The organism is Mammaliicoccus sp. P-M59, from assembly GCF_022386135.1.
GTDB lineage: Bacteria > Bacillota > Bacilli > Staphylococcales > Staphylococcaceae > Mammaliicoccus > Mammaliicoccus sciuri_A.
The window spans coordinates 89,053-115,339 of record NZ_JAJNJJ010000001.1 but is presented as its reverse complement, the minus strand read 5'-3'; the positions used below and the strand labels follow the sequence as shown (position 1 = coordinate 115,339).

The 26,287-nt window shown below is 32.5% G+C and carries 25 protein-coding genes; 6 read left to right on the top strand and 19 right to left on the bottom strand.

Features of this window, described 5'->3' with window-relative positions:
• Positions 1-9: 9 nt before the first annotated feature.
• Positions 10-1,128, bottom strand: coding sequence for a citrate synthase (locus LQ617_RS00555; RefSeq protein ID WP_037588495.1), 1,119 nt, complete (start codon positions 1,126-1,128; stop codon positions 10-12).
• A 427-nt stretch (positions 1,129-1,555) separates the two neighbouring features.
• Here LQ617_RS00555 and LQ617_RS00550 point away from each other — a divergent pair, with 427 nt between their 5' ends.
• Positions 1,556-2,911, top strand: a complete 1,356-nt coding sequence (locus LQ617_RS00550; protein ID WP_037588496.1) for an amino acid permease — start codon at positions 1,556-1,558, stop codon at positions 2,909-2,911.
• A 189-nt stretch (positions 2,912-3,100) separates the two neighbouring features.
• Here the strand turns inward: LQ617_RS00550 and pyk are convergent, their stop codons facing one another.
• The 8 genes from pyk to LQ617_RS00510 all read right to left on the bottom strand — a co-directional run bounded on the left by pyk (position 3,101) and on the right by LQ617_RS00510 (position 13,889).
• Complete coding sequence (gene pyk, locus LQ617_RS00545; RefSeq protein ID WP_239739193.1) at positions 3,101-4,861, bottom strand: pyruvate kinase; 1,761 nt, start codon at positions 4,859-4,861, stop codon at positions 3,101-3,103.
• 30 nt (positions 4,862-4,891) lie between these two features.
• On the bottom strand, positions 4,892-5,857 hold the full coding sequence (gene pfkA, locus LQ617_RS00540) for a 6-phosphofructokinase (protein WP_037588500.1): 966 nt from the start codon (positions 5,855-5,857) through the stop codon (positions 4,892-4,894).
• 238 nt (positions 5,858-6,095) lie between these two features.
• Positions 6,096-7,040, bottom strand: a complete 945-nt coding sequence (locus LQ617_RS00535) for an acetyl-CoA carboxylase carboxyltransferase subunit alpha (RefSeq protein ID WP_126477571.1) — start codon at positions 7,038-7,040, stop codon at positions 6,096-6,098.
• On the bottom strand, positions 7,033-7,902 hold the full coding sequence (gene accD / locus LQ617_RS00530; protein WP_025904314.1) for an acetyl-CoA carboxylase, carboxyltransferase subunit beta: 870 nt from the start codon (positions 7,900-7,902) through the stop codon (positions 7,033-7,035). Before accD ends, LQ617_RS00535 begins: the two co-directional genes overlap by 8 nt.
• Before the next feature lie 18 nt (positions 7,903-7,920).
• The gene (locus LQ617_RS00525) at positions 7,921-8,376 is read right to left on the bottom strand and encodes a FadR/GntR family transcriptional regulator (RefSeq protein ID WP_025904315.1); all 456 of its coding nucleotides are present in this window, start codon (positions 8,374-8,376) and stop codon (positions 7,921-7,923) included.
• 19 nt (positions 8,377-8,395) lie between these two features.
• The gene (gene ystJ, locus LQ617_RS00520; protein ID WP_239739748.1) at positions 8,396-9,625 is read right to left on the bottom strand and encodes an NADP-dependent malic enzyme; all 1,230 of its coding nucleotides are present in this window, start codon (positions 9,623-9,625) and stop codon (positions 8,396-8,398) included.
• 134 nt (positions 9,626-9,759) lie between these two features.
• Positions 9,760-12,951 (bottom strand): DNA polymerase III subunit alpha, encoded by a 3,192-nt coding sequence (locus tag LQ617_RS00515; RefSeq protein WP_239739191.1) that lies wholly within the window; start codon positions 12,949-12,951, stop codon positions 9,760-9,762.
• A gap of 11 nt (positions 12,952-12,962) precedes the next feature.
• On the bottom strand, positions 12,963-13,889 hold the full coding sequence (locus LQ617_RS00510; RefSeq protein WP_025904318.1) for a DHH family phosphoesterase: 927 nt from the start codon (positions 13,887-13,889) through the stop codon (positions 12,963-12,965).
• A gap of 74 nt (positions 13,890-13,963) precedes the next feature.
• On the opposite strand from LQ617_RS00510, the gene LQ617_RS00505 reads away from it, so the two are divergent.
• Positions 13,964-14,314, top strand: coding sequence for a YtpI family protein (locus tag LQ617_RS00505; RefSeq protein WP_025904319.1), 351 nt, complete (start codon positions 13,964-13,966; stop codon positions 14,312-14,314).
• 34 nt (positions 14,315-14,348) lie between these two features.
• Here the strand turns inward: LQ617_RS00505 and LQ617_RS00500 are convergent, their stop codons facing one another.
• Together LQ617_RS00500 and LQ617_RS00495 are read right to left on the bottom strand one after the other, a co-directional pair.
• Positions 14,349-15,644 carry a DRTGG domain-containing protein gene (locus LQ617_RS00500; protein WP_037588511.1) on the bottom strand — a complete coding sequence of 432 codons (1,296 nt, stop codon included), beginning with the start codon at positions 15,642-15,644 and terminating at the stop codon, positions 14,349-14,351.
• A gap of 195 nt (positions 15,645-15,839) precedes the next feature.
• On the bottom strand, positions 15,840-16,529 hold the full coding sequence (locus tag LQ617_RS00495) for a metal-dependent hydrolase (protein WP_037588512.1): 690 nt from the start codon (positions 16,527-16,529) through the stop codon (positions 15,840-15,842).
• Positions 16,530-16,640: 111 nt separating this feature from the next.
• On the opposite strand from LQ617_RS00495, the gene LQ617_RS00490 reads away from it, so the two are divergent.
• Together LQ617_RS00490 and LQ617_RS00485 are read left to right on the top strand one after the other, a co-directional pair.
• The gene (locus LQ617_RS00490; RefSeq protein ID WP_239739190.1) at positions 16,641-17,696 is read left to right on the top strand and encodes a M24 family metallopeptidase; all 1,056 of its coding nucleotides are present in this window, start codon (positions 16,641-16,643) and stop codon (positions 17,694-17,696) included.
• Positions 17,693-18,322 (top strand): copper homeostasis protein CutC, encoded by a 630-nt coding sequence (locus tag LQ617_RS00485; protein WP_206166934.1) that lies wholly within the window; start codon positions 17,693-17,695, stop codon positions 18,320-18,322. The genes LQ617_RS00490 and LQ617_RS00485 overlap by 4 nt, the downstream gene beginning before the upstream one ends.
• 46 nt (positions 18,323-18,368) lie before the next feature.
• Here the strand turns inward: LQ617_RS00485 and ald are convergent, their stop codons facing one another.
• The gene (gene ald / locus LQ617_RS00480) at positions 18,369-19,481 is read right to left on the bottom strand and encodes an alanine dehydrogenase (protein WP_204252562.1); all 1,113 of its coding nucleotides are present in this window, start codon (positions 19,479-19,481) and stop codon (positions 18,369-18,371) included.
• Positions 19,482-19,713: 232 nt separating this feature from the next.
• On the opposite strand from ald, the gene LQ617_RS00475 reads away from it, so the two are divergent.
• A complete protein-coding gene (locus LQ617_RS00475; RefSeq protein WP_025904325.1) occupies positions 19,714-20,220 on the top strand; it encodes a universal stress protein in 507 nt (168 codons plus the stop codon).
• Positions 20,221-20,245: 25 nt separating this feature from the next.
• Here the strand turns inward: LQ617_RS00475 and LQ617_RS00470 are convergent, their stop codons facing one another.
• The 7 genes from LQ617_RS00470 to sppA all read right to left on the bottom strand — a co-directional run bounded on the left by LQ617_RS00470 (position 20,246) and on the right by sppA (position 25,367).
• A complete protein-coding gene (locus LQ617_RS00470; RefSeq protein ID WP_126477578.1) occupies positions 20,246-20,473 on the bottom strand; it encodes a hypothetical protein in 228 nt (75 codons plus the stop codon).
• Between the two features lie 220 nt (positions 20,474-20,693).
• Entirely contained in the window at positions 20,694-20,822 is a 129-nt protein-coding gene (locus tag LQ617_RS15960) for a hypothetical protein (RefSeq protein ID WP_257213200.1), read from the bottom strand.
• A 128-nt stretch (positions 20,823-20,950) separates the two neighbouring features.
• Complete coding sequence (locus LQ617_RS00465) at positions 20,951-22,147, bottom strand: acetate kinase (protein WP_239739189.1); 1,197 nt, start codon at positions 22,145-22,147, stop codon at positions 20,951-20,953.
• Between the two features lie 75 nt (positions 22,148-22,222).
• Entirely contained in the window at positions 22,223-23,167 is a 945-nt protein-coding gene (locus LQ617_RS00460) for a class I SAM-dependent methyltransferase (protein ID WP_239739188.1), read from the bottom strand.
• 60 nt (positions 23,168-23,227) lie between these two features.
• Positions 23,228-23,728 (bottom strand): thiol peroxidase, encoded by a 501-nt coding sequence (gene tpx, locus LQ617_RS00455; protein ID WP_048539591.1) that lies wholly within the window; start codon positions 23,726-23,728, stop codon positions 23,228-23,230.
• Between the two features lie 79 nt (positions 23,729-23,807).
• Positions 23,808-24,359, bottom strand: coding sequence for an RDD family protein (locus tag LQ617_RS00450; protein ID WP_058592042.1), 552 nt, complete (start codon positions 24,357-24,359; stop codon positions 23,808-23,810).
• Between the two features lie 12 nt (positions 24,360-24,371).
• Positions 24,372-25,367, bottom strand: a complete 996-nt coding sequence (gene sppA, locus LQ617_RS00445; protein ID WP_204170162.1) for a signal peptide peptidase SppA — start codon at positions 25,365-25,367, stop codon at positions 24,372-24,374.
• An 85-nt stretch (positions 25,368-25,452) separates the two neighbouring features.
• On the opposite strand from sppA, the gene LQ617_RS00440 reads away from it, so the two are divergent.
• The gene (locus LQ617_RS00440) at positions 25,453-26,256 is read left to right on the top strand and encodes an NAD kinase (protein ID WP_025905507.1); all 804 of its coding nucleotides are present in this window, start codon (positions 25,453-25,455) and stop codon (positions 26,254-26,256) included.
• The last annotated feature ends 31 nt before the right edge of the window (positions 26,257-26,287 follow it).

Genomic DNA, 26,287 nt, shown 5'->3' with positions numbered 1-26,287 from the left:
TTCATTAAATTAACGATTTTCAATTGGTTCATATTTACGATCACGTTCACCAGTATATTCAGCTCTAGGTCTCATAATTCTATTTGTTCTATATTGTTCAAGAATATGAGCTGTCCAACCTGACATACGACTAATCGCAAAAATTGGTGTGAATAAATCGTGATCAATACCCATGCTGTGATATACAGTTGCACTGAAGAAGTCAACGTTAGGTAATAATCCCTTTTCTTCTTTCATAATTTCAGCAATTCTTAAAGAAATTTCAAACAGTTCTTTTTGACCTGATTCATCTGTAATACGACGACTCATTTCTTTTAAGTACTTCGCTCTAGGATCACCATTTTTATAAACTCTGTGTCCGAAGCCCATAATTTTTTCTTTGTTTGCGATTTTTTCTTTAATGTAATCATCAGTTTTGTCGACAGTACCAATTTCAGTTAACATTTTCATAACTTGTTCGTTAGCACCACCATGTAATGGGCCTTTCAATGCGCCAGCTGCTGCTGTCACACCTGAATACATATCAGATAATGTCGAAACCGCTACACGTGCTGTAAATGTTGAAGCATTGAATTCATGGTCAGCATGTAAAATTAATGCTTTGTTAAAACCTTCTACTTCAACATCAGTTGGAACTTCACCTCTTAACATATATAAGAAGTTTGCTGCATATGTTAAATCTTTTTTAGGTTTTACAACTTCTTTACCTTGTCTTACACGAGAAAATGCTGCAACTAACGATGCAACTTTTGCTTGAATTCTAATTGCACGTTCATAGTTCATTTCTTCATCAAATTTTTCAGCATCTGGATCGAAATGCGCTAAATAAGATAATGAAGTACGTAATCCAGTCATTGGATGAACTTTATCAGTCGCATAATCTTCAAAATGTGTATACATTCTAGGGTTTAGAGTCATATATCCTAGTAGTTTCTCATTTAGTTCAGCTAATTCCTCTTTGTTTGGTAATCTTAAATTCCATAGTAAAAACATAACTTCTTCGAATAAAGCATTTTCAGTTAAATCATCTATTTCATAACCTGCATAAGTTAATTGATTATCTATGATTGAACTAATTTGAGTTTCAGAAGCAATGATGCCCTCTAACCCTTTTGCTACTTGTGCCATAATAATATCCCCCTTACTAAATAATTGCCCATATATGTAATGGCTTTCATCTATCATTATATATAATTTCTTGAGTTTTGTGAATGCGAAGGACTTTTAAACTTTAAATTCTTTAGTAATTTTAGATGAATAAAAATAAACAGTTGTAATTTTATAATTTTTATAATATTGCTATAGTAAATTAAATATATCCCGAAAACGTGAACACAAAAGGATTTACGAGTGAGTAATACCCTATCATTTTTATCAGAATACGTCATTTCGTCGTTCATCCATTCATTTTTATTATTATATATGATAAAAATAATAAATCATGTTAACAGGTATCAAACAGTTGTTAAACATTCATTTTTTAATTGCTATTTTCTTACAGTAAGCGCATAATAATAACATAAAAGTTTGTATATGAAAGAGGGATAAAGTTTATATGGCTAACAATTTACAAAGGGAGTTAAGCAATAGGCATGTACAACTTATTGCGATAGGTGGTGCTATAGGTACAGGCTTATTCTTAGGTGCTGGTGAAACAATCAGTTCAGCAGGCCCTTCAATACTACTGACCTATATTATAATAGGTTTAATTTTATTTCTGTTTATGAGAGCTTTAGGGGAAATATTACTCTCAAACACTGATTTTCATTCTTTTGCAGATGTCACACATACATATATCGGCCCATTCGCGGGATATATAACAGGATGGACTTACTGGTTCTGTTGGATTGTCACTGGTATGGCTGAAGTAACTGCAGTAGCAAAATACATAAGTTTTTGGTTTCCTGACATACCAACATGGATTACAGCATTATTTACAATACTCATATTAATGACAATGAATTTAATGACTGCTAAACTATTTGGTGAATTAGAGTTCTGGTTCTCTATTATTAAAATAACAACGATCGTAGCATTAATCGTTGTCGGTATTATCATGATCGTAATGGCATATGAAACACCATACGGTACAGCTTCACTAACACATATTTGGGATCATAATGGTATTTTCCCAAATGGTATGAATGGTTTCTTCTTATCATTCCAAATGGCAGCATTCTCATTTGTAGGTATTGAATTAATCGGTGTTACAGCTGGTGAAACGAAAGATCCACATAAGACGATACCAAGAGCGATAAATAGTGTTCCAGTTAGAATTATGCTTTTCTATGTAGGTTCACTTATTATCATCATGTCAATTACACCTTGGGACAAAATCGACCCTGCCGAAAGTCCATTCGTAAAATTATTTGGACTGATTGGTATTCCAATCGCAGCAGCAATTATCAACTTTGTTGTTTTAACAGCTGCAGCTTCATCTTGTAATAGTGGTATTTTCTCAAATAGTAGAATGCTTTATGGATTATCACAAAATGGACAAGCAAATAAAAGTTTTGGTCAAACAAATAAAACTGGTGTCCCTTATAAAGCAACACTATTTAGTTGTTTCTTATTAATGATCTCAGTACTTTTAAATTACGTAATTAAAGACGCTGGTGAAGTATTTAAATATGTAACATCAGTTTCAACTGTTCTTTTCTTAGTAGTATGGTCATTAATTATTATTGCTTATATTAGATATCGTAAAATATCACCAGAATTAAACAAAGCTTCTGATTTCAAATTACCTGGTGGTGTTCCAGTAGCATGGATTACATTAATATTCTTTATTTTCGTATTCGTGTTATTGATGACTAATAAAGTGACATTAATCGCTATATTAATTACACCAATTTGGTTTATCATTTTGACATTCATGTACTTTAATCAAAAACGTAAAGTATTTAAATAAAGTAAATTAAAAACATCTCATTTTCTTGAGCAAATCAGAAAATGAGATGTTTTTTTGTAGCCTTATTTAGTAGTCATATATAGGAACCAGTATTTGCACTTTTGACCAGGACTGCTAATAACGGCATATACATTCATAAAATCAAAAAAGAGACTAGGATATCATATCCCAATCTCTATCTCACATATATTATAATACGTTAGCATATCCTTCGAACACTTTGTGTTGTTTTGGATCTAATGTAATTAATGTACCATCTGCTATTTTTTCGCGAGCGCCTTCTACACCTACGATAGTTGCTACGCCTAAGTTAAGGCCTACAACTGCAGCGTGTGAAGTTAATCCGCCTTCTTCTGTTACAATTCCTTTAGCATTTTCTAAATATGGAACCATATCAGCATCTGTTGATTGTGTAATTACAATTGACTCACTTAAATCTTTTCCTTTTAAGTCGTCAGCAGTATTTGCTACTACAGCTTTACCTACTGTTGAATGATGACCGATTCCTTGACCTTTAGCCAATTCGTCACCTACTAAATGAATCTTCATTAAGTTAGTTGTACCTGTTTCACCTGTTGGTACACCTGCAGTAATAATGATTAAATCACCATTATCAACTAAACCTGTGTTAACAGCTGTTGATACAGCATTATTTAATAATTCATCAGTTGTTTGTTTACCTTTTTTCACAACTGGTAATACGCCCCATACTAATGTCATATGACGAGCAGTTGTTTCATTAGGTGTAACTGCAATAATGTGTGAATGTGGTCTATATTTAGAAATTGTTTGCGCTGTAGCTCCACTTTCAGTTGCTGCTACGATTGATACAACGTTTAAGTTTAAAGCTGTATGTGCAACTGATACACCGATTGCATTAACTAAATTCGTATCGATCATTTTTGAACGATCAGATAATAATTTTTTGTAATCTTGAGCTTCTTCAGCAGCTACTGCAATATTTTGCATTGTACGTACTGCTTCTTCAGGATATAATCCCGCTGCAGTTTCACCAGATAACATGACTGCATCTGTACCATCGTAAATAGCGTTCGCTACGTCACTGGCTTCTGCTCTTGTACAACGTGGGTTTCTTTGCATTGAATCTAACATTTGTGTTGCTGTAATAACTGGTTTACCTAATTTATTACATTTTTGGATTAATTGTTTTTGTACCATTGGAACTGCTTCTGGTAAAATTTCAACACCCATATCACCACGAGCAACCATTAAACCATCTGAAACTTGAAGAATTTCATCGATATTTTCAATACCTTCTTCATTTTCAATTTTAGGAATAATTTTAATAAAATTATTTTCTTTTTCTTCTAAAATTGCACGAATATCTAATACATCTGATGGACGTCTTACGAAACTGGCTGCGATAAAGTCTACACCTTGTTCGATACCGAAGCGGATATCACTAGCGTCTTTATCAGTAATACCAGGAAGGTTTACTTTAACACCAGGTAAGTTAACACCTTTTTTATTTTTTAATTCGCCAGTATTTTCTACTGCACAGTGAACTTCACCTTTAGCGATATCAATTGATTTAACTGTAAGTTCAATTAAACCATCATCAAGTAGAATTGTTGATCCAACTTCTACATCTTCTGCTAATTTTTCGTAAGTAACTGAGAACGCTTCTTTAGTACCTTCTACTTCAGTTGTTTTAACTGTTACTTCACTACCTTTAGTAAGTTCAATTAAACCATCTTTCATGTTATGAGTTCTAATTTCAGGACCTTTTGTATCTAATAAGATACCAATATTTTTATTTAATTTAGAACTTACTTTTCTAATTGTATCTATACGACCTTTGTGTTCTTCATGACTTCCGTGAGAGAAGTTCAATCTAGCAACGTTCATGCCTGCAAGCATTAATTTTTCTAACATTTCTTCTGATTCTGATGCTGGACCTATCGTACATACAATTTTTGTCTTTCTCATATTAAAATGACCTCCGTAGTTTTTCTTTTTTTATATAGATAATTGATGTGCTAAATTATACATTTTCTTGTCGATGTTATGTTCTGCTTGGAATATTTCATCAAAATGCGTACATGTTAATTCATTTTGTTGGATTCCAACTGCTTTAGCACTATCACCTTGCATAAGTAATTCAACTGCATAACCGCCTAAACGAGAAGCAAGTACTCTATCCATTCCAGTAGGTGTACCACCTCTTTGAATGTGGCCTAAACATGAAACGCGTGTATCAATGTTAATAAATTTCTTCAATTCTTCACCACATTGATGACCAGTCATGACACCTTCAGCACAAATAATGATAGAATGTTTTTTCCCTCTATCCATACCATGTTGAATTTTTTCAGCGATTTCTTCAATGTCTGATTTAACTTCTGGAATTAAAATTGTTTCCGCTCCAGCTGCTAATCCTGACCATAGCGCTAAATCACCAGCGTCTCTTCCCATTACTTCAATAATAAAAGTACGTTCATGACTTGATGCTGTATCTCTTATTTTATCGACAGCATCAATGATTGTGTTAAGTGCTGTATCAAAACCAATTGTAAAGTCTGTACCATTAATATCGTTATCGATAGTACCGGGTACACCGATAGTTTTAAGATTTTTAGCTTCTTCGCTTAATCTTTGTGCACCTCTATAACTTCCATCTCCACCGATAACAACTAATCCTTCTATACCTCTTTTTTCAAGGTTTTCAATTGCTTTCGCACGCACTTCTTTTTCTTTAAATTCTGGACATCTAGCAGAATAAAGGAATGTACCACCTCTTTGAATCATGTCACCAACTGAACCTAATTCAAGTTTTTTGATATTATCATTTATTAAGCCTAAGTAACCTTGGTATACACCATAAACTTCAATATCATGATAAATAGCTTTACGAACAACTGCACGAATTGCTGCGTTCATCCCTGGTGAATCTCCACCGCTCGTTAAAACCGCAATTTTTTTCATAAATATACAGACCTCTCTTGTTATATGATTGTTAATTTAAAAATAACACAAATATTGGCTTGATTCCATTAAAACTACTGTTATTTAAATATGTAAACGTCTTCTTAAAAAAAGATTCCAACTTTTGTAATTTTTCAAAAGTTGGAATCGCTTAATTTTAATTCAATTATGCACATATACATAAATTTATGAAAAGAAATTATATCAGTATAAATGATTACTTGTCATTTTAAATATACTAATCGATATAACTTCCTATATTACGATACTTATTAAAACGATCTTCAACTAAACTTTCTGCATTTAATGTTCTTAAGTCTGAAAGATGTTTTTCAATTGATGTCTTTATAAGTGATGCTTGTGATTCTAGATGTTTATGAGCGCCACCAAATGGTTCTTTAACAACTTCATCTACAACATCTAAATCAAATAAGTCAGGTGCTGTAATTTTCATTGTTTCAGCTGCCATTTGAGCAAGCCCAGAATCTTTCCATAACAATGCTGCTGCACCTTCTGGAGAAATAACTGAATAAGTACTATTCTCTAACATAAGTAGACGATTGGTTACGCCTAATCCAAGTGCGCCACCACTTCCGCCTTCACCAATAACTATAGAAATAACAGGTACTGTTAAAGATGCCATTTCGACTAAGTTTTTAGCAATAGATTCACTTTGTCCACGTTCTTCTGCAGCTTTACCTGGGTATGCGCCTTTCGTATCAATGAATGTAATGATTGGTCTATTAAACTTTTCAGCCTGCTTCATTAAACGCAATGCTTTACGATATCCCTCAGGATGTGCCATACCAAAGTTTCTATAAATATTATCTTTAGTGTCTTTACCTCTTTGATGACCTATAACAGTCACAGGTAAGCCATTAAAGTAAGCCAATCCACCTATTAAAGCTGGATCATCACGGAAAGTACGATCACCGTGAAGTTCGATAAAATCATCAAATATGTAAGGGATATAATCTAAAGTTGTAGGTCTTTCTTGTAATCTCGCAACTTGTACTCTATCCCAAGGCTTTAAATTATTATAAATGTGTTCAGTTTCTTTTGTTAAAGTGGCTTCCAATATTTCTATTTCATCTGTTAAGTCTACACCATGTTTTTCTTGATAAGATTGTAGAGATGCTATTTTTTCTTTAATTTCTTCTAAAGGTTTTTCAAATTCAAGCATTGTCTTTCACCTCGTTATGATGCATCTTAAGCACAGTACTTAAAGTTTTATACATATCTTTTCGATGTACAACTTTATCTAATTGGCCATGTTCTAGTAAAAATTCTGCAGTTTGGAAATCGTCAGGTAGTTTTTCACTAATCGTTTGTTCAATGATTCTTCTACCAGCAAATCCAATTAAAGCTTTCGGTTCTGCAAAGTTCAAATCACCTACTGAAGCAAAGCTTGCTGAAACGCCTCCAGTTGTAGGGTGTGTCATATATGAAATGAATAGTAAGCCTTTATCACTATGACGTTTAATGGATACACTTGTCTTTGCCATTTGCATAAGTGAGATGATGCCTTCTTGCATTCTTGCACCACCACTTGCTGTGAACAATACAAATGGTAAATTGTGATCTGCACAATAATCGACAATTCTACAAATTTTCTCTCCTACTACTGCACCCATACTACCCATTCTAAATCTTGAATCCATAACACAAATACCATAAGGAATACCGTCAATTGACGTTACACCAGTAACGACTGCATCATTTAAACCAGTGCTTTTTCTATCTTTTTCTAATTTTTCTTCATATCCAGGAAATTCTAATGGGTTTGAAGCAGTCATACCAACATCAAACTCTTTAAATGCATCTTCATCACTCACAGCTCTAATTCTATCGTGAGCAGTTAATGCAATATGATGATCACAGTTAAAACAGACATTTAAGTTTTGAACGAGCTCTTTTGTATACATGATTTTTTTACATTTAGGGCATTTAGTCATGATACCTTCAGGCACGTCATTATCTTTACTGTTTTGAACAGTTACATATTTTTTCTTTTTCTGGCTTCGATTGAACAAGTCTTTAAACATGTCACTATCCCCCTGATTTTATTTACAATTGTCTCTTTCAAATCTATCACTATATTGAGAGAGTAGCTTCCAAATCATATACATAATTTGATTATTATTATTTGAAACAAGTTCTTCTTTTGAATTTGTTTCAATGTTATTGTGTTCTTCACAGAAATTTTCAATCATCCATTTTAATTCATTAATTTCATCTAGCTGTGATTCATTATGAATTAAGAACCTTCCGATTAAATCAAAAAGCTGGTGTTGGTACATATCACTTAAGAATGTACCTTCACCTCTTCTAGTATGTATCACCCCTAAAAGTTCTAATGCTCTTAGGGCTTCTCTGATACTTGAACGTCCAACATTTAAGGTTTCACTTAAAAATCTTTCGGAAGGCAGTTTTTCACCCACTTGAATATTTTTTTCAACAATAATTGACTGAATTTGTTCGACAATCTTGATTAATCCTTTTTGCTTTTCTTTATCCAACGTGAGTCTCCTTCCAAAATTATGACAAGTCTGCTAATTCATATGTTCTACGTTCTATTTCATCAATATCAACTTCAATACGTGCCACGCCTGATTCCATACCAGCTTTTGCTACTGCTTTCGCAACATATGGTGCAACTCTTGGATCGAATGGCCCAGGAATGACATAATCAGCGTTTAATTCTTCCTCTGAAACAAGGTTAGCAATTGCTTCTACTGCAGCTTGTTTCATTTCTTCATTTATATGAGTTGCACGAATATCTAATGCACCTCTAAAAATACCAGGAAATGCTAATACATTATTAATTTGGTTAGGGAAATCAGAACGTCCTGTACCAATAACTTTAGCACCCGCTTCTTTTGCTATATCTGGCATAATTTCAGGAACTGGGTTAGCCATAGCAAAGATAATTGGATCTTCAGCCATAGTTTCAACTAATTCTTTAGTTAATGCGCCTTCAACAGATACACCTACAAATACATCCGCATCTTTAATAACATCTGATAATTGACCTTCTGTTTTGTCTTTGTTTGTCCATTTCGCAACAAAGTCTTTAGTAGGATTCATACCATAAGGACGGTCTTCGTAAATCGCACCTCTAGAATCACACATAATCATATTTCTTACACCATAACTGTATAATAATTTAATAATTGCAATACCAGCTGCACCTGCACCGTTTAAAACAACTTTTATATCGGATAATTTTCTGTCAGTAATTTTCAATGCATTAATCAAACCAGCAACAGTTACGATCGCCGTACCATGCTGATCATCATGAAAGACAGGTATTTTAGTTTCTTTTTTTAGACGTTCTTCAATTTCAAAGCATCGAGGTGCCGAAATATCTTCTAAGTTAACGCCACCGTAGTTAGGTTCTAATAATTTAACAGTATTCACAATTTCATCAACGTCTGTCGTATTAAGTGCAATTGGTACACCATCTACACCAGCAAAGCTTTTGAATAAAACTGCTTTCCCTTCCATTACAGGTATACTTGCTTCAGGACCAATATCACCTAAACCTAATACAGCTGTTCCATCTGTAATTACAGCTACTGCATTTGATTTCATTGTATAGTCATATACTTTTCTTACGTCTTCATGTATATCTTTACATGGTTCTGCAACACCTGGAGAATAAGCAAGACTTAATTCCTCTTTATTAGTGACTTTAACTTTGGCATAAACGCCTAATTTACCTTGTTTTTCTTTATGCATATATAGTGCATCATCTCTTAATGACAAAATAATCATCCCTTCATTGTATGTATCTATCCCTTTATTATACATTAAATTTCTATAATTAAATTAAAAAATTCTTCATAGTGGTCAGACCACCATGAAGAATACTATAGCATAAATTATTTAATTAATAAAGCCTATAAAAGACGTACATTTTCATAACCTATTTTATGAATAAATTCTTCAAAGTTACCATGATTTAAGTTTAAATAACCAAGCATTTTTGAACTATAATCTTTATCATTAAAATACGTTACTTTAATATGACGATTGTGGTCATTTGTTATCCACTCTGCTATATCTTCTACATTTCTTACGACGACTTCTTTTGTCGTATTAAATTTATGTTGTTTAAATGCTTCTAATGTATCTATTTGATTAATAATCATTTGTGTCTTACCATTTCTTTTTTCGAATTTGCCATTGATAATTACTGGGACATTTGTAATATCAGTTGTTTCAATTTGTTTATATGCATCAGGGAATATAACCCCCTCAACTTCATTTAATCCATCTATTAAATTGACGAACGCCATATTTTGACCTTTTTTAGTTCTAATTTTCCTTAGTGATGCAATCATTACGAGCATCGGTACTTTATTATGGTCTATTCTTAATGGATAAATCGATAAATATTGATGTTGATTGAATAATGAAATGATTGGATGTTCAGTTGCATAGAACCCTAAGTATTCTTTTTCATACTCACTTTTCATAAGATTAGGCATTTCTTCAACTTCTTTAAATTCTTTTTTTACATTCAAACCTAATTCTTTCAATAAATTATTAGAATCTCCGACAGACTCGCTACTTTCATAAACATCGTCAATAGACTGTAACAACGTCGCTCTAGTCTGACCAAAATCATCTAAAGCACCTGCATATATAAGTGCTTGAATCAATTTCTTACTTTTAGCCTTACTTGGTAATCGATGTACAAGATCAAACATATCTTTATAGGTTCCGTTTGTTTTTCTTTCATCAACAATCACTTTTACACTTTGATAACCAACGCTTTTAATTGCACCAAGTGATGTATATATACCTTTTTTAGTTGCTTTATAGAACCATTCACTATGATTAATGGACGGTGGATATATTTTCACACCAATTCTTTTAAGTTCCGTTACCATTTGTTCTGTCTTAACTTCATTACCAACTACATTAGAAAGAATCGCAGCATAAAAATATGTCGGATAATGTACTTTCAAATAAGTCATGATATACGCAATTTTACTATATGCAACTGCATGTGCTTTTGGATAACCATAGTCTGCAAACTTCAGTATTAAATCAAATATTTTTACAGCTGTTGATTCCTCGTAACCTCTTTCCAAGCTACCATTCACGAAATGTTTTCTTTCATTTTCTAACACTGCTCTATTCTTCTTACTCATCGCACGTCTCAAAATATCCGCTTCACCATATGAGAATCCTGCGAACTTACTCGCAATTTGCATAATCTGTTCTTGATAAATAATAACGCCATATGTTGATTTCAATATATCTTTTAAATCTGGATGTAAATATTCTATCTCTGCATTTTGTCTACGTCTTTTAATATATGTTGGTATTTCTTCCATTGGTCCAGGTCTATATAGAGATGTAACTGCTACAATATCGAGAAAATGGTCAGGCTTTAACCTTTTTAATACACTTCTAACACCTTGAGATTCGAGTTGGAAAATACCTGTTGTTTCACCTTTAGACAATAGTTGAAAGACTTTAGGATCATCAAAAGGAATTTTTTCAATATCTACAATTTGATTTTCTTGATATTTCACTTGATTGACCACTTGTTGAATAATCGATAAATTTCTCAAACCAAGAAAGTCGATTTTCAATAGACCGATCTTTTCAGTTTCTGTCATCGTCCATTGCGTTAAGACACCTGTATCACCCATCATCGTAGGTACAAATTGGTGTAAAGACTGTTCATTAATAATGATACCTGCTGCATGGGTCGATGTATGTCTCGGTAAACCTTCTAATTGTTTACTTAGTTGAAACCATTTTTCATGCAAATGATTCTGGTTAACAAATTGTTTAAACGCATCATCTTCAAATGCTTCGTTTAACGTAATACCTAATTTATGAGGAATTAATTTTGAAATGTAATTGAGTGTAGCATCATCAAACTGCAATATTCTACCTACATCTCTTGCTACTGCTCTCGCTTGAAGATGACCGTATGTTACAATCCCAGCAACACGATTATCACCGTATTTTTCTTGAACATATTGAATCACTTTATCACGCTTAGTATCTTGAAAGTCGATATCAATATCTGGCATCGTCACACGTTCTGGGTTTAAAAATCTTTCAAATAACAAATCAAATTCAATCGGATCAATAGTTGTAATATTTAAAATAAAACTAACTAGAGATCCACCAGATGAACCACGTCCAGGTCCAACTAATACATTTTGATCTTTCGCATAATTGATTAAGTCACTAACGATTAGGAAATAATCTGAATATCCCATTTTTACAATAATATCGTATTCGTATTGAAGTCTTTTTTCATATACTTCATTAAATTGTGGATACTTTGCTTTATTCATCATTAATAATTCCCAAAGATATTCATCACTTGATTGATTATCAGGCGTTTTATATTTTGGTAATAAATCTTGATGATACTCAATTTCGACCTGACATTTTTGAGCTATTTCATCTGTATTTTGTATGTACGCTTCATCTATATTAATTTGCGATATATCTTGTTTAGTTAAAAAATGATGATTTAAGTTTTGTTGAAAATCACTCATCGTTAATTTTTCATTATTTTTAATTGCGTGAAGTGCAATTAAACTATCACCATCATTTTCATTCAAATAAAGTGCAGACTTCATAAAGACTTTTTTATGATCCATATCAATCGTAGAATCATGAGAAATATATTTATCATTGTCATCAATTGTTATAGCTTGGAATAAATAATAGTTGGCTTCATTGATTTGTTTACCAATAATTATAAGACCTTCTGAATATGCATTTACCCATTCAATTGGTGCTGAAAATCGTTCTTTAATGGATATAGCAGACGATAACTTAATTAAATTATGATAGCCCGTTTTATTTTTAGCTAAGACCACACATTCAACTTGATTGAGTTGGTCATCTAAATAAATAGTTAATCCGAAGATAGGTTTTATATTTTGTTTTATACATGCATCATAAAATTGTAAAGCACCGTGCAGAACATTTAAATCTGTAAGAGCAAGCGCTTGATAATTTTCATTTTTAGCTTTTTGAACAACATCTGGGATTCTAATACTTGAATTAAGCAAATCATATGATGAATGAATATTTAAATGACTTACCATGCGCTCACCTCCTATATTTCAGATTTAATATCTGCTGCTAATGCATCAAACTCTTCCCAACTATATACAGATGCACCTGAAGCATTTGGATGTCCTCCACCGTTATATTTAGCTGCGATATGATTAATTTTTATGCCTTTTGAACGAATTCTACATCTTATTTCTTTACCTTCATCGACAGCAAATACCCATGCTTTTAATCCTTTAATATCTGAAACAGTATTCACGAATAATGAAGCTTCATTAGGTTGCAAGTTGAATTGTTCAAGTATATCTTTCGTAATTTTAATTGAACAGAATCCCTCACCATCATATTTGAAATTCTGAAGAATATATCCTTGGAAGTGAAGTAAAGCTGGGTCTCTTTCACTCAATTGGTTAAGTAATTTAGTACGTTCAAATTCTTTCGTCATTAACTCTGCTGCAACTTCCATTGTATGTGTAGACGTATTATCAAATAAGAATCTACCTGTGTCACCAACGATGCCTAAATATAAGACTCTACTTGCTTTCTCACTTACATTTGAACCATTTAAATTCCATGATTTATTTAAATCAAAGATAATTTCACTTGTAGATGATGCTTCTGTATTTACAAAATTAATATCACCATATGAGTCAACTGGAGGGTGATGGTCAATCTTAATTAATTCGTCACCAGTATTATAGCGACTATCATCAATACGTGGTGCGTTTGCTGTATCACAAACAATCACAAGTGCGCCATTATATGTGTCATCTGCAATTTCATCCAAATCCCCAATAAATGTTAGCGTCGGTTCAGGTTGACCGACTGCATATATATGCTTTTCAGGAAAAGCCTCTTGTAATATATATTTCAAGCCTAATTGAGAGCCGTATGCATCAGGGTCTGGTCTAACATGCCTATGTATGATAATTGTTTCATATTGCTTTATTTTATTTAATATTTCTTCCATTGTTATCCTTCTTTCTTTATATTTACTTATATTTTATTAATTGATATAATTCGACTTGGTAGGAGGAATCAAACATGTCATCTGAAATTATGTCTACACTAGTTGCTTTAGCAGTAACTGTTATGATTATTGCTTTAATATTTGCTATCTTAAATTTAGCACGTTCATTTAGAACGAAACGTGACGTTAGAAAAGCTTATCATAAAGCACGTTCAAGATTTTACTTTGGTATATTTATGATCGCATTTGCAGCAGACCAAGTATTGTTATTCCCAACATTAGTCACTTATATTATTGTTTTAGTATTATTATTCTTTGGTATTTTAAACGTATCTTATGGCTATAGAGCAAGTAAATACTTTAAAGGTAACTTACCTATCGAGAACAAAGCTTGGGAAGAATTCGAACAAAAAAAACATCAATAATATTTTAAAAAGCGTTGTATCACATAACGCTTTTTTATTTTTCGAGAATTTGACACATCAATAATGCTTTCGCAACAGTCGCACTACCGCTCACCATCGTAACTTCGAATTTAGCAAATATTCTACCGATATCTAATGTTGTAATTTTCACTTCTACATCGTCATCAATTTGAACAGTTTTTAAATAATAAATATCTATATGTTCAATCATGATTTCTGATTTTTTCATTTTTCTTATTTCATAACGTAACGCTTCTTCAATAACTGCAATATAGACGGATTTCGTTAACATACCGAATTGATTCGTTAATTGTGGAGATATATTCACCACAACATTACCATTGTCCATTGTGATTTGCTTTGCAATTTGGTCATGAATCGTTTCACCTATTTGTGGTTGTCTACTCATTAATTGCATCGTCTTTAATACATCTTCACGAGAAATAATTCCGATTAATACTTTAGAGGTTGATACAACAGGCAATAATTCAATCCCTTCCCAAATCATAAGATGGGCACAAGTTGCGATTGTCGTATTTAAATGCGCAATGATAGGTGATTTCGTCATCAATGTTCTGATACTTTTATCTTGTTCTTCGTTAACAATATCTTTACTCGTTAAAATACCTACAACTTTCATTTCGCTATCAACAACTGGAAATCTCGTATGAGATGTTTGTTGAGATAATTCATTCCAATCTCGCACTTTTTGTTTATCATCTAAATAAGAAGTTGATTCAATAGGAATCATAATATCTTCAACCATTAAAATTTCTTTTTTAATCATTTGATCATATATAGCTCTATTAATAATATTGGCAACTAAAAATGTATCATAATTTGATAAAATAATCGGAAGTTCGTGTTCGTCAGCGTAGTTTATAATATCTTCATTCGCTTCAAAACCACCCGTAATTAACACGGCAGAACCTCTTTTTAAAGCTTCCATTTGTACATCTGATCTATTACCAACAATCAGCAATGTATTTTTAGTTAAATATTTAACGACATCATTTAATTCCATTGCGCCTATTGCAAATTTTGATAAAGTTTTATATAAGCCTTGTTTACCGCCCAATACTTGACCATCCACAATTTTAACAATTTCATTAAATGTTAAATTTTCAATTTGTTCTCTAGATTTTCTCTCAATTCTAACTGTCCCTACTCTATCAATAGATGCTACAAGCCCTTGATTATCCGCTTCTTTAATTGCACGATAAGCTGTACCTTCAGAGACATTTAAATCTTTCGCTATCTGTCTGACAGAGATTTTATGTCCAACAGATAACGATTCAATATACTTAATAATTTGCTCATGTTTCGTCATGTTTATACCCTCTATCAAATTTTATGAATTACTTTCTATTATACATTTTTAATGTCTTAAATGATATCTTAAAAATTAAATAAAAGATTGAAACAACGCTTATTAAATTAAGTATTTTATACAGATTTACTTCTTAAACTTAAAAGCTGAGACGATAAAATCATCTCAGCTTTCTAAACTTACTACCATATTCATTTATAATTCTACCGATTCACCAGGTTTTAAAATGTGAACTTCTGATTCCGTTACAGCTTTTTCAAAATCTTTAGGGTCTTGTTTAATAAAGTCAAATGTATCGTAATGAATAGGTACTACTTTTTTCGGCTTGATAAATTCATTAACTGCATAACTTGCATCATCAATACCCATTGTAAAGTTATCGCCTATCGGAATAAAGCACAAATCAACTGGGTGTCTATCTGCAATTAATTTCATATCACTGAATAAACCAGTGTCACCTGTATGATAAATTGTACCCGCTTCAGTTTCTAATACAATTCCAGCTGGCATACCTAAATAGATGATTTCTCCATTTTCTTCTGTAAAGCTATTACTATGAAAGGCTTGCACATACTTTACTTTTCCAAAATTAAATTCAATATTCCCACCAATATTCATTGGATGTAAGTTTTCTAATCCGTGTTTATTAGATAAATAATCAATCGCTTCAGGCAACGCTATAACAGTTGCACCAGTTCTTTTTGCAATGCTAACAGTATCACCTAAATGATCGCCATGACCATGAGTTAATATAATATAATCTGCTTCTACTTCATCTGCCGTCAAATCTGATAATGGATTCCCTGTTATAAATGGATCCACAATCACTTTATGTCCTTTACTTTCAAAATAGATTACTGATTGTCCATGAAATGATACTTTCATGAATCTCCCTCCTCACATTGTCTTTTCCGTATATTATATACCCTAAATTTGAAATTATGAATCAAGAAGTCTAAAATAATGATGTAAGAAAGAGATTTGGGAGGAAGAATAATGGAACATAATGAAATTGCAACATTTTTAAAAGATAAAGGTGCGGACGCAGCATGGATTACAACGCCTTTAAACATCTTTTATTTAACAGGTTATTTATCTGAACCACATGAACGTCTATTTAGTTTATTAGTCACTAAAGATGGTGAAGAAACACTATTTTGTCCAAAAATGGAAGTTGAAGAAGCTAAAAATGCAGGTTTCACTGGAAACATCGTTGGATACTTAGATACAGAATCACCATTCGATTTAATTGAACAACAATCTTATAAAACTTTCGCGATTGAATCAGAGCATTTATCAGTTAAAAGACTTCGTGAAATTGAAAAAGCATTTAATGTTGAAACAATTGTTGATATTGATCAAGTATTAAAAGATATTAGAAATGTAAAAACAAATGACGAGATTGAGTTGTTACAAGAAGCGGCTAAATATGCAGATTTAGCAATTCAAGCTGGCGTTGATAAATTAGAAGTTGGCGTTTCTGAAATTGAAGTATTAAATCATATTGAAACAACTATAAAACAACATGGTATTTCTAAGATGAGCTTTGATACTATGGTATTATTCGGCGATCATGCAGCAGCTCCTCATGGTACACCAGGAGAAAGAACTTTAAAAGAAAACGAATATGTACTATTTGACCTAGGTGTCATTTATAAAGGTTATTGTTCAGATATCACTAGAACTGTTCCATTCGGTACACCTTCTGATAAAGCACAAGAAATTTACAATGTCGTACTTGATGCTAACAAACAAGCGATTGAAATGATTAAACCAGGTACTAAAATTGCTGACTGCGATAAAGTAGCTAGAGATATTATTAGCAATGCTGGTTATGGTGAATACTTCCCACATAGACTTGGTCACGGACTTGGATTAAGTGTCCATGAATTCCCAGACATTTCAAGTGCAAACACGGATGAATTCAAACCAGGCATGGTATTAACAGTTGAACCTGGAATATACGTTCCTGGTGTTGCTGGTGTTAGAATTGAAGACGATATCGTTGTAACTGAAGATGGACATCGCATACTAACAGGCTACCAAAAATGATTAAAGAAGCTTGTGTAGAAACAATTTCGCAAATTGAACATGCGATTAAAAACGGTGCAAATCGAATAGAACTTTGCGATAACCTTTCAGTTGGTGGTACAACACCAAGTTACGGAATGGTAAAGATTGCAGTAGAACTATGTCATCAACATAATGTCGAAGTTGCGGTCATGATTAGACCTCGCGGTGGAGATTTTAACTATAATTATTTCGAATACGAAATCATGAGACAAGATATATTACATCTGAAAGATTTGAAAGTTGATGCATTTGTATTTGGATGCTTAGATGAACACGGACATCTTGACGAATGGAAGATGAAAGCATTAAAAGAAACATGTGGTATCATACCCGCCGTTTGTCATATGGCGTTTGATTCTATTAATCCATATCATCAATTAAAATCATTAGACTGGTTAATTAAACACCAATTCAGTCGCCTACTAACACATGGCGGACCTAGTGATAGTGTGATATTTGATAACATTAACCATTTAGGTAAATTATTGATTCACTCAAAAGGCAATATCACAATCATGCCTGGTGGCGGACTCAATAAAGATAACTTATCTCAACTCATAGAAGACATACCATTTGATGAAGTACACGGTACAAAAATCGTATAATAAGAAAAACCTGAGACAAAATTCGTCTCAGGTTTTTTGGTGGAGTTTATCTCAAAACTTCTTGATAAGGAGTGTATTCTTTATCAAAAGCTTTTGCAACTTCTTTATATGTTAATTTACCATGTATTGTGTTTAATCCTTTAGCAAGTGCTTCGTTATCTTGACATGCTTTAACGTAGCCTTTGTTTGCTAATTGAATTGCATATGGAGTTGTTGCATTATTTAATGCAATTGTAGATGTTCTTGGAACTGCTCCTGGCATATTAGCAACTGCATAGTGTACGACACCATGTTTAACATATGTTGGATCATCGTGTGTCGTAATTCTATCTGATGTTTCGAATGAACCACCTTGGTCAATCGCGATGTCTACTAATACTGAACCTGGTTTCATTTTCTTAACCATTTCTTCAGTTACAAGTTTCGGTGCTTTAGCGCCTGGGATAAGTACTGATCCAATTACTAAATCACTTTCAACAACTGCTTCTTCAATATTTAATGGTGATGACATCATCGTTTGCACGCTTGCACCAAATAGATCATCTAATTGTTGTAAACGTGTAGGATTTAAGTCAATAATCGTAACGTCTGCTCCAAGACCAACTGCCATTTTAGCAGCATTTGTTCCTGCTTGGCCTCCACCGATTATTGTTACTCTCCCTCTTTTAACACCTGGCACACCAGATAATAATATTCCAATGCCTCCGTGTGTTTTTTGTAGGAATTGCGCACCAATTTGAGTTGACATTCTTCCTGCTACTTCACTCATTGGCGCTAGTAATGGTAATGAACGATCGCTTAACTGAACAGTTTCATAAGCAATTGCAGTTACTTCATTTTCTAGTAATGCATTTGTTAAAGATTCTTCAGCAGCTAAATGTAAGTATGTAAATAGGATTAAGTCTTTCTTGAAGAATTGGTATTCTTCTTGTAATGGTTCTTTAACTTTCATAACCATTTCAACATTCCATGCTTCTTCTTGACTTACAATTTCTGCTCCAGCTTGTTGATAATCTTCGTTAGTAAATTGTGAACCTAACCCTGCCTCAGTTTCTACTTTAACAACATGATTTTGTGCAACTAAACTTGCCACGCCACTAGGTGTTAATGCCACCCTATTTTCGTTATTTTTTATCTCTCTTGGTACTCCAATAATCATTTTTCATTCCTCCTTGTTTTTATCATAACGCCACAAATTTGAAAGCGCAATCATTATTATTCAATTTTTATATTATCCTTATTTTCTAAATTTTTTAAATTTTCTTACTACAACCAATTTTAACATACATTATATAAAAATCGTGTAAATTCCCTATTATTTAAAAGTTTATAATGTTATTTTTTCAGAAAATTATGATATAATTAAACAAAAGAACTAGGAGGCGGTTTCTATGTTAAGTTACAAAAATATTTTAATTGCAGTAGACGGATCAACTGAATCAGAATGGGCTTATAATAAAGCTGTAGCCGTTGCTAAACGTAATGACGCTAAATTAACAATTGTTAACGTTGTAGATTCTAGATCATATGCAAGTGTTGAAGCCTATGATACTCAAATAGTAAATAAAGCAACAAGTTTTGCTGAAAGTTTATTATCTGGATATAAAGAATTCGCTGAGAATAATGGTGTTCATAACGTAGCGACTAAACTTGAATTCGGATCTCCAAAAACAGTTATTCCTAAAAAATTAGCAGTAGAATTTGACGTAGATTTAATCATGTGTGGTACTTCAGGATTAAATGCAGTAGAACGATTTATCGTTGGTTCTGTATCAGAATCAATTGTAAGAAACTCACCATGTGACGTTCTAGTAGTAAGAACAGAAACAATGCCTGAAGATTTCGAACCAGTTGTAGCAACAAAAGAATTATTCGAAGAACACCACGAAGGTAAATAAATAGACATAAGAAAAGCGTTCAGTCTTAATGGCTGGACGCTTTATCTTTTTTCTTATCGAAAAAATCTTTTTTAATTAAAAAATCAAAAATCACAATAATTATTACTACTCCAAAGGGCATAATTATGTATCGAATACTTTTATTTATATCATCGATAGATTCCCCATAAATATTTAAAATAAAATACATTATAAAACAATAAATAATCGCTACTAGTATACCTGTTTTATTTCTCTGTCTTTTTTTTCGCATGATACGCTCCTTTCTTTGTATTTTAGTAAAATTTGGAAATGCATAAATTAATTATAATACTACTTCCAATTTTTGTATATAATAATTGTCAGAAATTTGAATAAATTGATATTTTTGTCTAAGTATAATACGTAGAATACCTTTCTAATAGCTTAACTTCCTCCTCTTAACAACATTCCAAATAAAAAAACATTCAACCTTATGGCTGAACGCTTTTATATTAGTTTTGATTATTATTTTGATTTTTTAAGTTTTGATTATTTTCTTGTTTTTGTTTTCTTGATTGTTCTTTAACGACTCTACGTGTAACGATTCTAACTAATTTCATTAATGCTCTTTCTGGTCTCATTTATATATCCTCCTTAGAACATGCATTACTTAAATATAACCGTAGAATCACTTTTTAAACATAAAAAAACGAGACTGGCATCTTATTCACATATAAGATACGCCTGCCTCGCTTTAAAATATACTTTATTATCCTAAGTTACCAAATTTCACAACATCACGTGCGATCATAACTTCTTCGTCAGTTGGAATTACAATAACTTTTACTGGTGAATGTGGGTAGTTGATGAACGCTTCTTCTCCACGTAAACCTGTGTTTAAGCGTTGATCCCAATAAACACCCATGAATTCTAATCCTTCTAATACTTTAGCACGAACTGTGTCAGAGTTTTCCCCTACACCAGCTGTAAATACAATTGCATCTAAGCCGTGCATTCTTGTAGCATATGATCCCATATATTTATGGATTCTAGATGCGAATACATCTAATGCTAATTTAGCACGTTCGTTACCTTCGTTAGCGTCTTGCTCGATATCTCTTAAGTCACTTGATGAACCTGAGATACCAAGTAAACCTGATTCTTTATTAAGGATATTTAATACTTCTTCAGCATTTTTACTAGTTTTCTCCATGATATATGGAATTAAAGCTGGGTCAAGGTTACCTGAACGTGTACCCATTGTAACACCTGCTAATGGTGTGAAGCCCATTGAAGTATCAACTGATTTACCACCGTCAATTGCAGCAATAGAAGCACCATTACCGATATGACAAGAGATAATTCTTAATTGTTCTAATGGACGATCTAATAATTCTGCTGCTCTTTCAGATACATATTTATGACTTGTACCATGGAAACCATATTTACGAATACCGAAATCTTTATAGAAGTTGTAAGGTAAGCTGTATAAATATGATTCTTCTGGCATTGTTTGGTGGAATGATGTATCGAATACTGCAACGTGTGGAATACTTGGTAATAATTTTCTAAATGCTTTAATACCCATGATGTTTGCAGGATTGTGTAAAGGTGCTAAATCAGTTAATGATTCGATTTTAGCTAATACATCATCAGTAACAAGTGCTGATTCTGGGAATAATTCTCCGCCGTGAACAACACGATGACCAGTACCTTGAATATCATTAATGTCTTCGATGATATTGTGCTCTTTTAAAGCTTCAATCATGATGTTTACTGCAACTTCATGATTTTCAATATCTAATGTTTTTGTGATTTTTTCCCCGTCAACCGTAATTGAGAAAATTGAATTTTTCAATCCGATACGTTCGATTAATCCTTTTGTGATAACTTTTTCTTCAGGCATCTCAAATAATTGGAATTTTAAAGATGAGCTACCAGCATTAATTGCTATAATTTTTGTCATTTAGACTTCCTCCTGATAATACTATTCTATACTATTTAAACACTAATACAGTTATGAATCAAGCATTAATACAGTTTATAAAGAATGATTTTCTTTCATCCATTCATCTACTTCAGATAAAAACGTTTGCAATTGAGATTGTGCCTTGAAATCTGGTATGTTTGCTAGCAATACTTCAACGCTCTTAGTAATTCCAGGGTCTTTCTTCTGTAAAATCAATAGTGATTTACGTGATTGTTCTGTCTTGAACAATGAATTAGGAAAGTTTAAAAATGCTTGCATTTCTGTTTCTGTTGCAATATATTTTTGAAGCTGTTTCACTTCTTCACCTTCAAAGATATTTGTTGGTACGATTAAGAATACATAACCACCTGGTCTTGTTGCTGTAACAGCTTGTTCTAATAATAAATAATGACTATAACTATGCCCTTCATCAAAGCCCAATTTCATCTCTTTACTGCGTTCATCAAGTGGATAATACCCAACTGGTAAATCTCCAACAATGACATCCGCTTCTTCTAAAGGTAGTGGCATAATAGCATCTTGTGGGTATACATCAAATGGTATTTCTAAGAAGTTAGCTAAATGTATACTTACACGTTGTAATACAGGATCTACTTCAATCAAGTGGTGCATCAATGTCTTGTCTTGATTTTGTTCATTGATTGTTGCACTCAAATGTCCTGTACCACTTGCAATATCTACAATGTTTAATTCTTTTTTGTTTTTATTAAATAAGTTTACAAGGTAGCTTAAAATAAACCCAATTGAATCTGGCGTCATTTGATGATTGGGTTGAATCACTTCTTCTTTTAATAAACTTAAATAAGCAAATTGGAACGCTTTTCTTCGTTCTTGTAATGTTGATTGTTCTAAAAGATCTCTTTGGTTTGTATAAATGTCTTCCATCGCCAAACCAAGATTCTCTATATAGCTTTGTCCATTCTCGTCGTGGAGGTCTTTACTTTTTGCATCAAGTTTTTCAAATAATACTTCCATCATATTCTTTTCTTCAGTCATAATTGCCCTCTTTCGTATAAAAAGCTGTCCACTAAATGGACAGCAGTTTATGGTTGTTAATTAGTCTAAATTTTTGAATGCTTCTAAAGCTTTGTCATAGTCAGGATGGTTTGTACCTTCACTCACTATTTCTGCATAAACAACTTTATTATCTTTATCCAATACAAATACTGAACGTGCTAATAAACGAAGTTCTTTCATGATAACACCATAGTTCTCACCAAATGATAAATCACGGTGGTCACTTAATGTAATCACATTATCTAAACCTTCAGCTGCACACCATCTTTTTTGAGCAAATGGTAAGTCGTTAGAAATTGTTAAGACAACGCCATCTTGTTCATTTGCAGCTTCTTCATTAAATTTACGTGTTTGTTGACTACACACGCCTGTATCTAAAGAAGGTACGGCACTAATAAGTTTCTTTTTACCTTCATAGTCTTTTAATGTCTTTTCAGATAGGTCGTTTGCTAATACAGTAAAATCAGGTGCTACTGAACCTATTTTAACTTCCTCACCTAATATTGTAATTGGTTCATTCTTGAATGTAACTTGCGCCATAAAAAAAGCCTCCTTATTCTTGATAAATATATTTTATCATGATTAAAGAGACTTTAAAATTCTTTTGATTATAACTTAGTTATCCAATCACATTTTGGAAGTCTTTTCTCATTTGAACATATTTGTTTTTGAGAACAACTGTTTCCCCAAAATAGTCATGAATACCTTTATGCTTTTTCGTAAATGCTACTACAATATATGGAATGCCTAACAATGCGCCAGAAATAATTCGTCCGATCCATTCTCTAAATAGGACATCCTTCAATTTGAGCGGTTGAGCATCTTCTCGATAGACACTTAAACCTAAAATCATCTTGCCTAGTGTTGCTTTAAAATAATACGTCATCAACACGAAATATAAATAAAATATTAAGGCACTAGCCATATTTTCAACACTGAAGTATGGCACCCATAGATAAGAATCATTGATATCTGTAAGTGCAAATATCGGACTTAACACAATACCTTTAAATCCTGCTAAAGCTAAGATATCGATGATATAAGCTAAAAATCGGACCCAGAATCCAGCAAATACGATGGATTTAATATCAGACATATATTTATTGACAGTACGCTCAATTTCACTTTGTTCACGTGTAGTAGCGACTTGTTCATAACTTGTTTCTGTCATTACAATCCCTCCTTATTCACCGTATAAATACATAGGTTGTGGTGATTTATTCGCTTTAATTAAGGCTTCATATTTAGTCATATCATCTAAACCTATCATAGAAGAAAGTTTACTTTTAGCAGCCATTGGGAAGTTTAAGAATCCTCCTGTTGTATCATATGTTACAACTTGTGCATGTTTGGATTTAATGTCACTTCTTAATGCTTTAATAGCATCATCTTCATAACCAATTTCATCAATTAAACCGTTTGATTTAGCTTGTTGTGCTGAATAAATTCTACCGTCAGCTAATTTCTTAACTTCTGATTCTGACATATGTCTACCATCTTTAATGACATTTACAAATTGTTTATAACTATCATCAATAATGGATTGCATGATGTCGCGTTCTTCTTTCGACATTTCTTTCATAGGGTTCAAGATTTGTTTATGTTTACCAGAAGTGACAGATTCATCTTTCACACCTAAATCATTCGCAAGTTCTGAATAATTAATGCTTGAGATAATAACCCCAAGTGAACCTGTTAATGTTTGTGAACCTGCATAAATTTTGTCTGCTGGTGTTGAAATATAATAGCCACCTGATGCTGCCATATTTTTCATTTGGACATAAACTTTTTTATCTTTAGCTTTAATTTCTTCTAATTTTTTATGTATTTCATCACTTTCATATGTTCCACCACCTGGTGAATTCACAACTAGAAGTACACCTTTAACTTGATCGTCTTTTTTAATTTTATCAAGTTGCTTTAAGAAGGATTGATGATTATACCCTCCACCACTAAATAATGACTCTTGGACACCTGTATCTTGAATGGTACCATCTACTGATAATTTAACAATTTTGCTACTACTATCACTACCAGATACGACAGACTCACTTATGCCATCTGAATCTGTTACTGTTTTTTTCCACGAATCGTCTAAAAATATGCCAACTGTGCTGACAACTATACCACCTACAACTAATACAGCTGCGATGATTATCGCTATAATTCGTTTAGACATAGTATCATCCTTTCTATTTTAAATATTTACATTTATAATAATAACAGACTTTAATAATAACTGTAACTTTTGGGAGGAACAAATTATGACTTCGTATAAACGTATTTATTTATTTAGTTCAAAAGACCGTGACGTATTAGAAACACGTGAAAAAATCCAGAAAGAAATGGAACCACACGGATTTGAATTTGTTTCAAATTACGATGATGCAGATATTATTGCTTCAGTCGGGGGAGATGGGAGTTTCTTACAAGCTTGTAGAAAAACAAACTTTAATAAAGACAAAGTTTATATAGGTATCAAAACACGACTAGATCAGAATTATTTATATGTAGATTTTAGTATAGATGACATTCCACATTTAATTGAATCTATTGATTCTCATGAAGTAAGTGTGAGAAAATATCCCGTCCTAGAAGTAAACTTGAATAACCAAATGTCTTATATGTGTTTAAATGATTTTTACATTAAATCAAGTGTCATCAAGCCGATGAAGATGGAAATATACATTGACGACGAATACTTCGAAGCATTCAACGGAGATGGTTTATTAATTTCAACACCAACAGGATCAACAGGATATAACAAATCATTAGACGGCGCAATTATTGACCCCAAAATTAGAAGCATGCAACTAACTGAAATCGCATCACTGAATAACAATAATTTTAGAACAGTGAGTAGTTCAGTAGTATTGGGTGATACAAGAACTCTTAAAATCATTCTTGATAAAGAAGGTAACTATTATCCAATTATGGGACTAGATAACGAAGCATTAAGCATTCAAGAAACAGACTTTATTTCACTTAGAATTCAAGATAAATATATTCGAACATTGAAATTACCTCAGAATTCATTCTGGAGTAAAGTACAAAGAAAATTCTTATAACAATATGCAACAACCCATAAACTAAAACACC

What these genes read in the sequence shown, in the direction of transcription:
- LQ617_RS00470 (WP_126477578.1), bottom strand. Translation starts at nt 20,473, where the DNA reads ATGCGAAAAAAAAGACAGAGAAATAAAACAGGTATACTAGTAGCGATT.
- LQ617_RS00515 (WP_239739191.1), bottom strand. Translation starts at nt 12,951, where the DNA reads ATGGTAAGTCATTTAAATATTCATTCATCATATGATTTGCTTAATTCA.
- LQ617_RS15960 (WP_257213200.1), bottom strand. Translation starts at nt 20,822, where the DNA reads ATGAGACCAGAAAGAGCATTAATGAAATTAGTTAGAATCGTTACACGT.
- LQ617_RS00465 (WP_239739189.1), bottom strand. Translation starts at nt 22,147, where the DNA reads ATGACAAAAATTATAGCAATTAATGCTGGTAGCTCATCTTTAAAATTC.
- LQ617_RS00500 (WP_037588511.1), bottom strand. Translation starts at nt 15,644, where the DNA reads ATGACGAAACATGAGCAAATTATTAAGTATATTGAATCGTTATCTGTT.
- pfkA (WP_037588500.1), bottom strand. Translation starts at nt 5,857, where the DNA reads ATGAAAAAAATTGCGGTTTTAACGAGCGGTGGAGATTCACCAGGGATG.
- LQ617_RS00485 (WP_206166934.1), top strand. Translation starts at nt 17,693, where the DNA reads ATGATTAAAGAAGCTTGTGTAGAAACAATTTCGCAAATTGAACATGCG.
- LQ617_RS00510 (WP_025904318.1), bottom strand. Translation starts at nt 13,889, where the DNA reads ATGGAAGAAATATTAAATAAAATAAAGCAATATGAAACAATTATCATA.
- LQ617_RS00555 (WP_037588495.1), bottom strand. Translation starts at nt 1,128, where the DNA reads ATGGCACAAGTAGCAAAAGGGTTAGAGGGCATCATTGCTTCTGAAACT.
- LQ617_RS00440 (WP_025905507.1), top strand. Translation starts at nt 25,453, where the DNA reads ATGACTTCGTATAAACGTATTTATTTATTTAGTTCAAAAGACCGTGAC.
- LQ617_RS00490 (WP_239739190.1), top strand. Translation starts at nt 16,641, where the DNA reads ATGGAACATAATGAAATTGCAACATTTTTAAAAGATAAAGGTGCGGAC.
- LQ617_RS00450 (WP_058592042.1), bottom strand. Translation starts at nt 24,359, where the DNA reads ATGACAGAAACAAGTTATGAACAAGTCGCTACTACACGTGAACAAAGT.
- LQ617_RS00550 (WP_037588496.1), top strand. Translation starts at nt 1,556, where the DNA reads ATGGCTAACAATTTACAAAGGGAGTTAAGCAATAGGCATGTACAACTT.
- LQ617_RS00475 (WP_025904325.1), top strand. Translation starts at nt 19,714, where the DNA reads ATGTTAAGTTACAAAAATATTTTAATTGCAGTAGACGGATCAACTGAA.
- pyk (WP_239739193.1), bottom strand. Translation starts at nt 4,861, where the DNA reads ATGAGAAAGACAAAAATTGTATGTACGATAGGTCCAGCATCAGAATCA.
- ald (WP_204252562.1), bottom strand. Translation starts at nt 19,481, where the DNA reads ATGATTATTGGAGTACCAAGAGAGATAAAAAATAACGAAAATAGGGTG.
- LQ617_RS00495 (WP_037588512.1), bottom strand. Translation starts at nt 16,529, where the DNA reads ATGAAAGTATCATTTCATGGACAATCAGTAATCTATTTTGAAAGTAAA.
- accD (WP_025904314.1), bottom strand. Translation starts at nt 7,902, where the DNA reads ATGTTTAAAGACTTGTTCAATCGAAGCCAGAAAAAGAAAAAATATGTA.
- LQ617_RS00535 (WP_126477571.1), bottom strand. Translation starts at nt 7,040, where the DNA reads ATGCTTGAATTTGAAAAACCTTTAGAAGAAATTAAAGAAAAAATAGCA.
- LQ617_RS00505 (WP_025904319.1), top strand. Translation starts at nt 13,964, where the DNA reads ATGTCATCTGAAATTATGTCTACACTAGTTGCTTTAGCAGTAACTGTT.
- tpx (WP_048539591.1), bottom strand. Translation starts at nt 23,728, where the DNA reads ATGGCGCAAGTTACATTCAAGAATGAACCAATTACAATATTAGGTGAG.
- LQ617_RS00460 (WP_239739188.1), bottom strand. Translation starts at nt 23,167, where the DNA reads ATGACTGAAGAAAAGAATATGATGGAAGTATTATTTGAAAAACTTGAT.
- sppA (WP_204170162.1), bottom strand. Translation starts at nt 25,367, where the DNA reads ATGTCTAAACGAATTATAGCGATAATCATCGCAGCTGTATTAGTTGTA.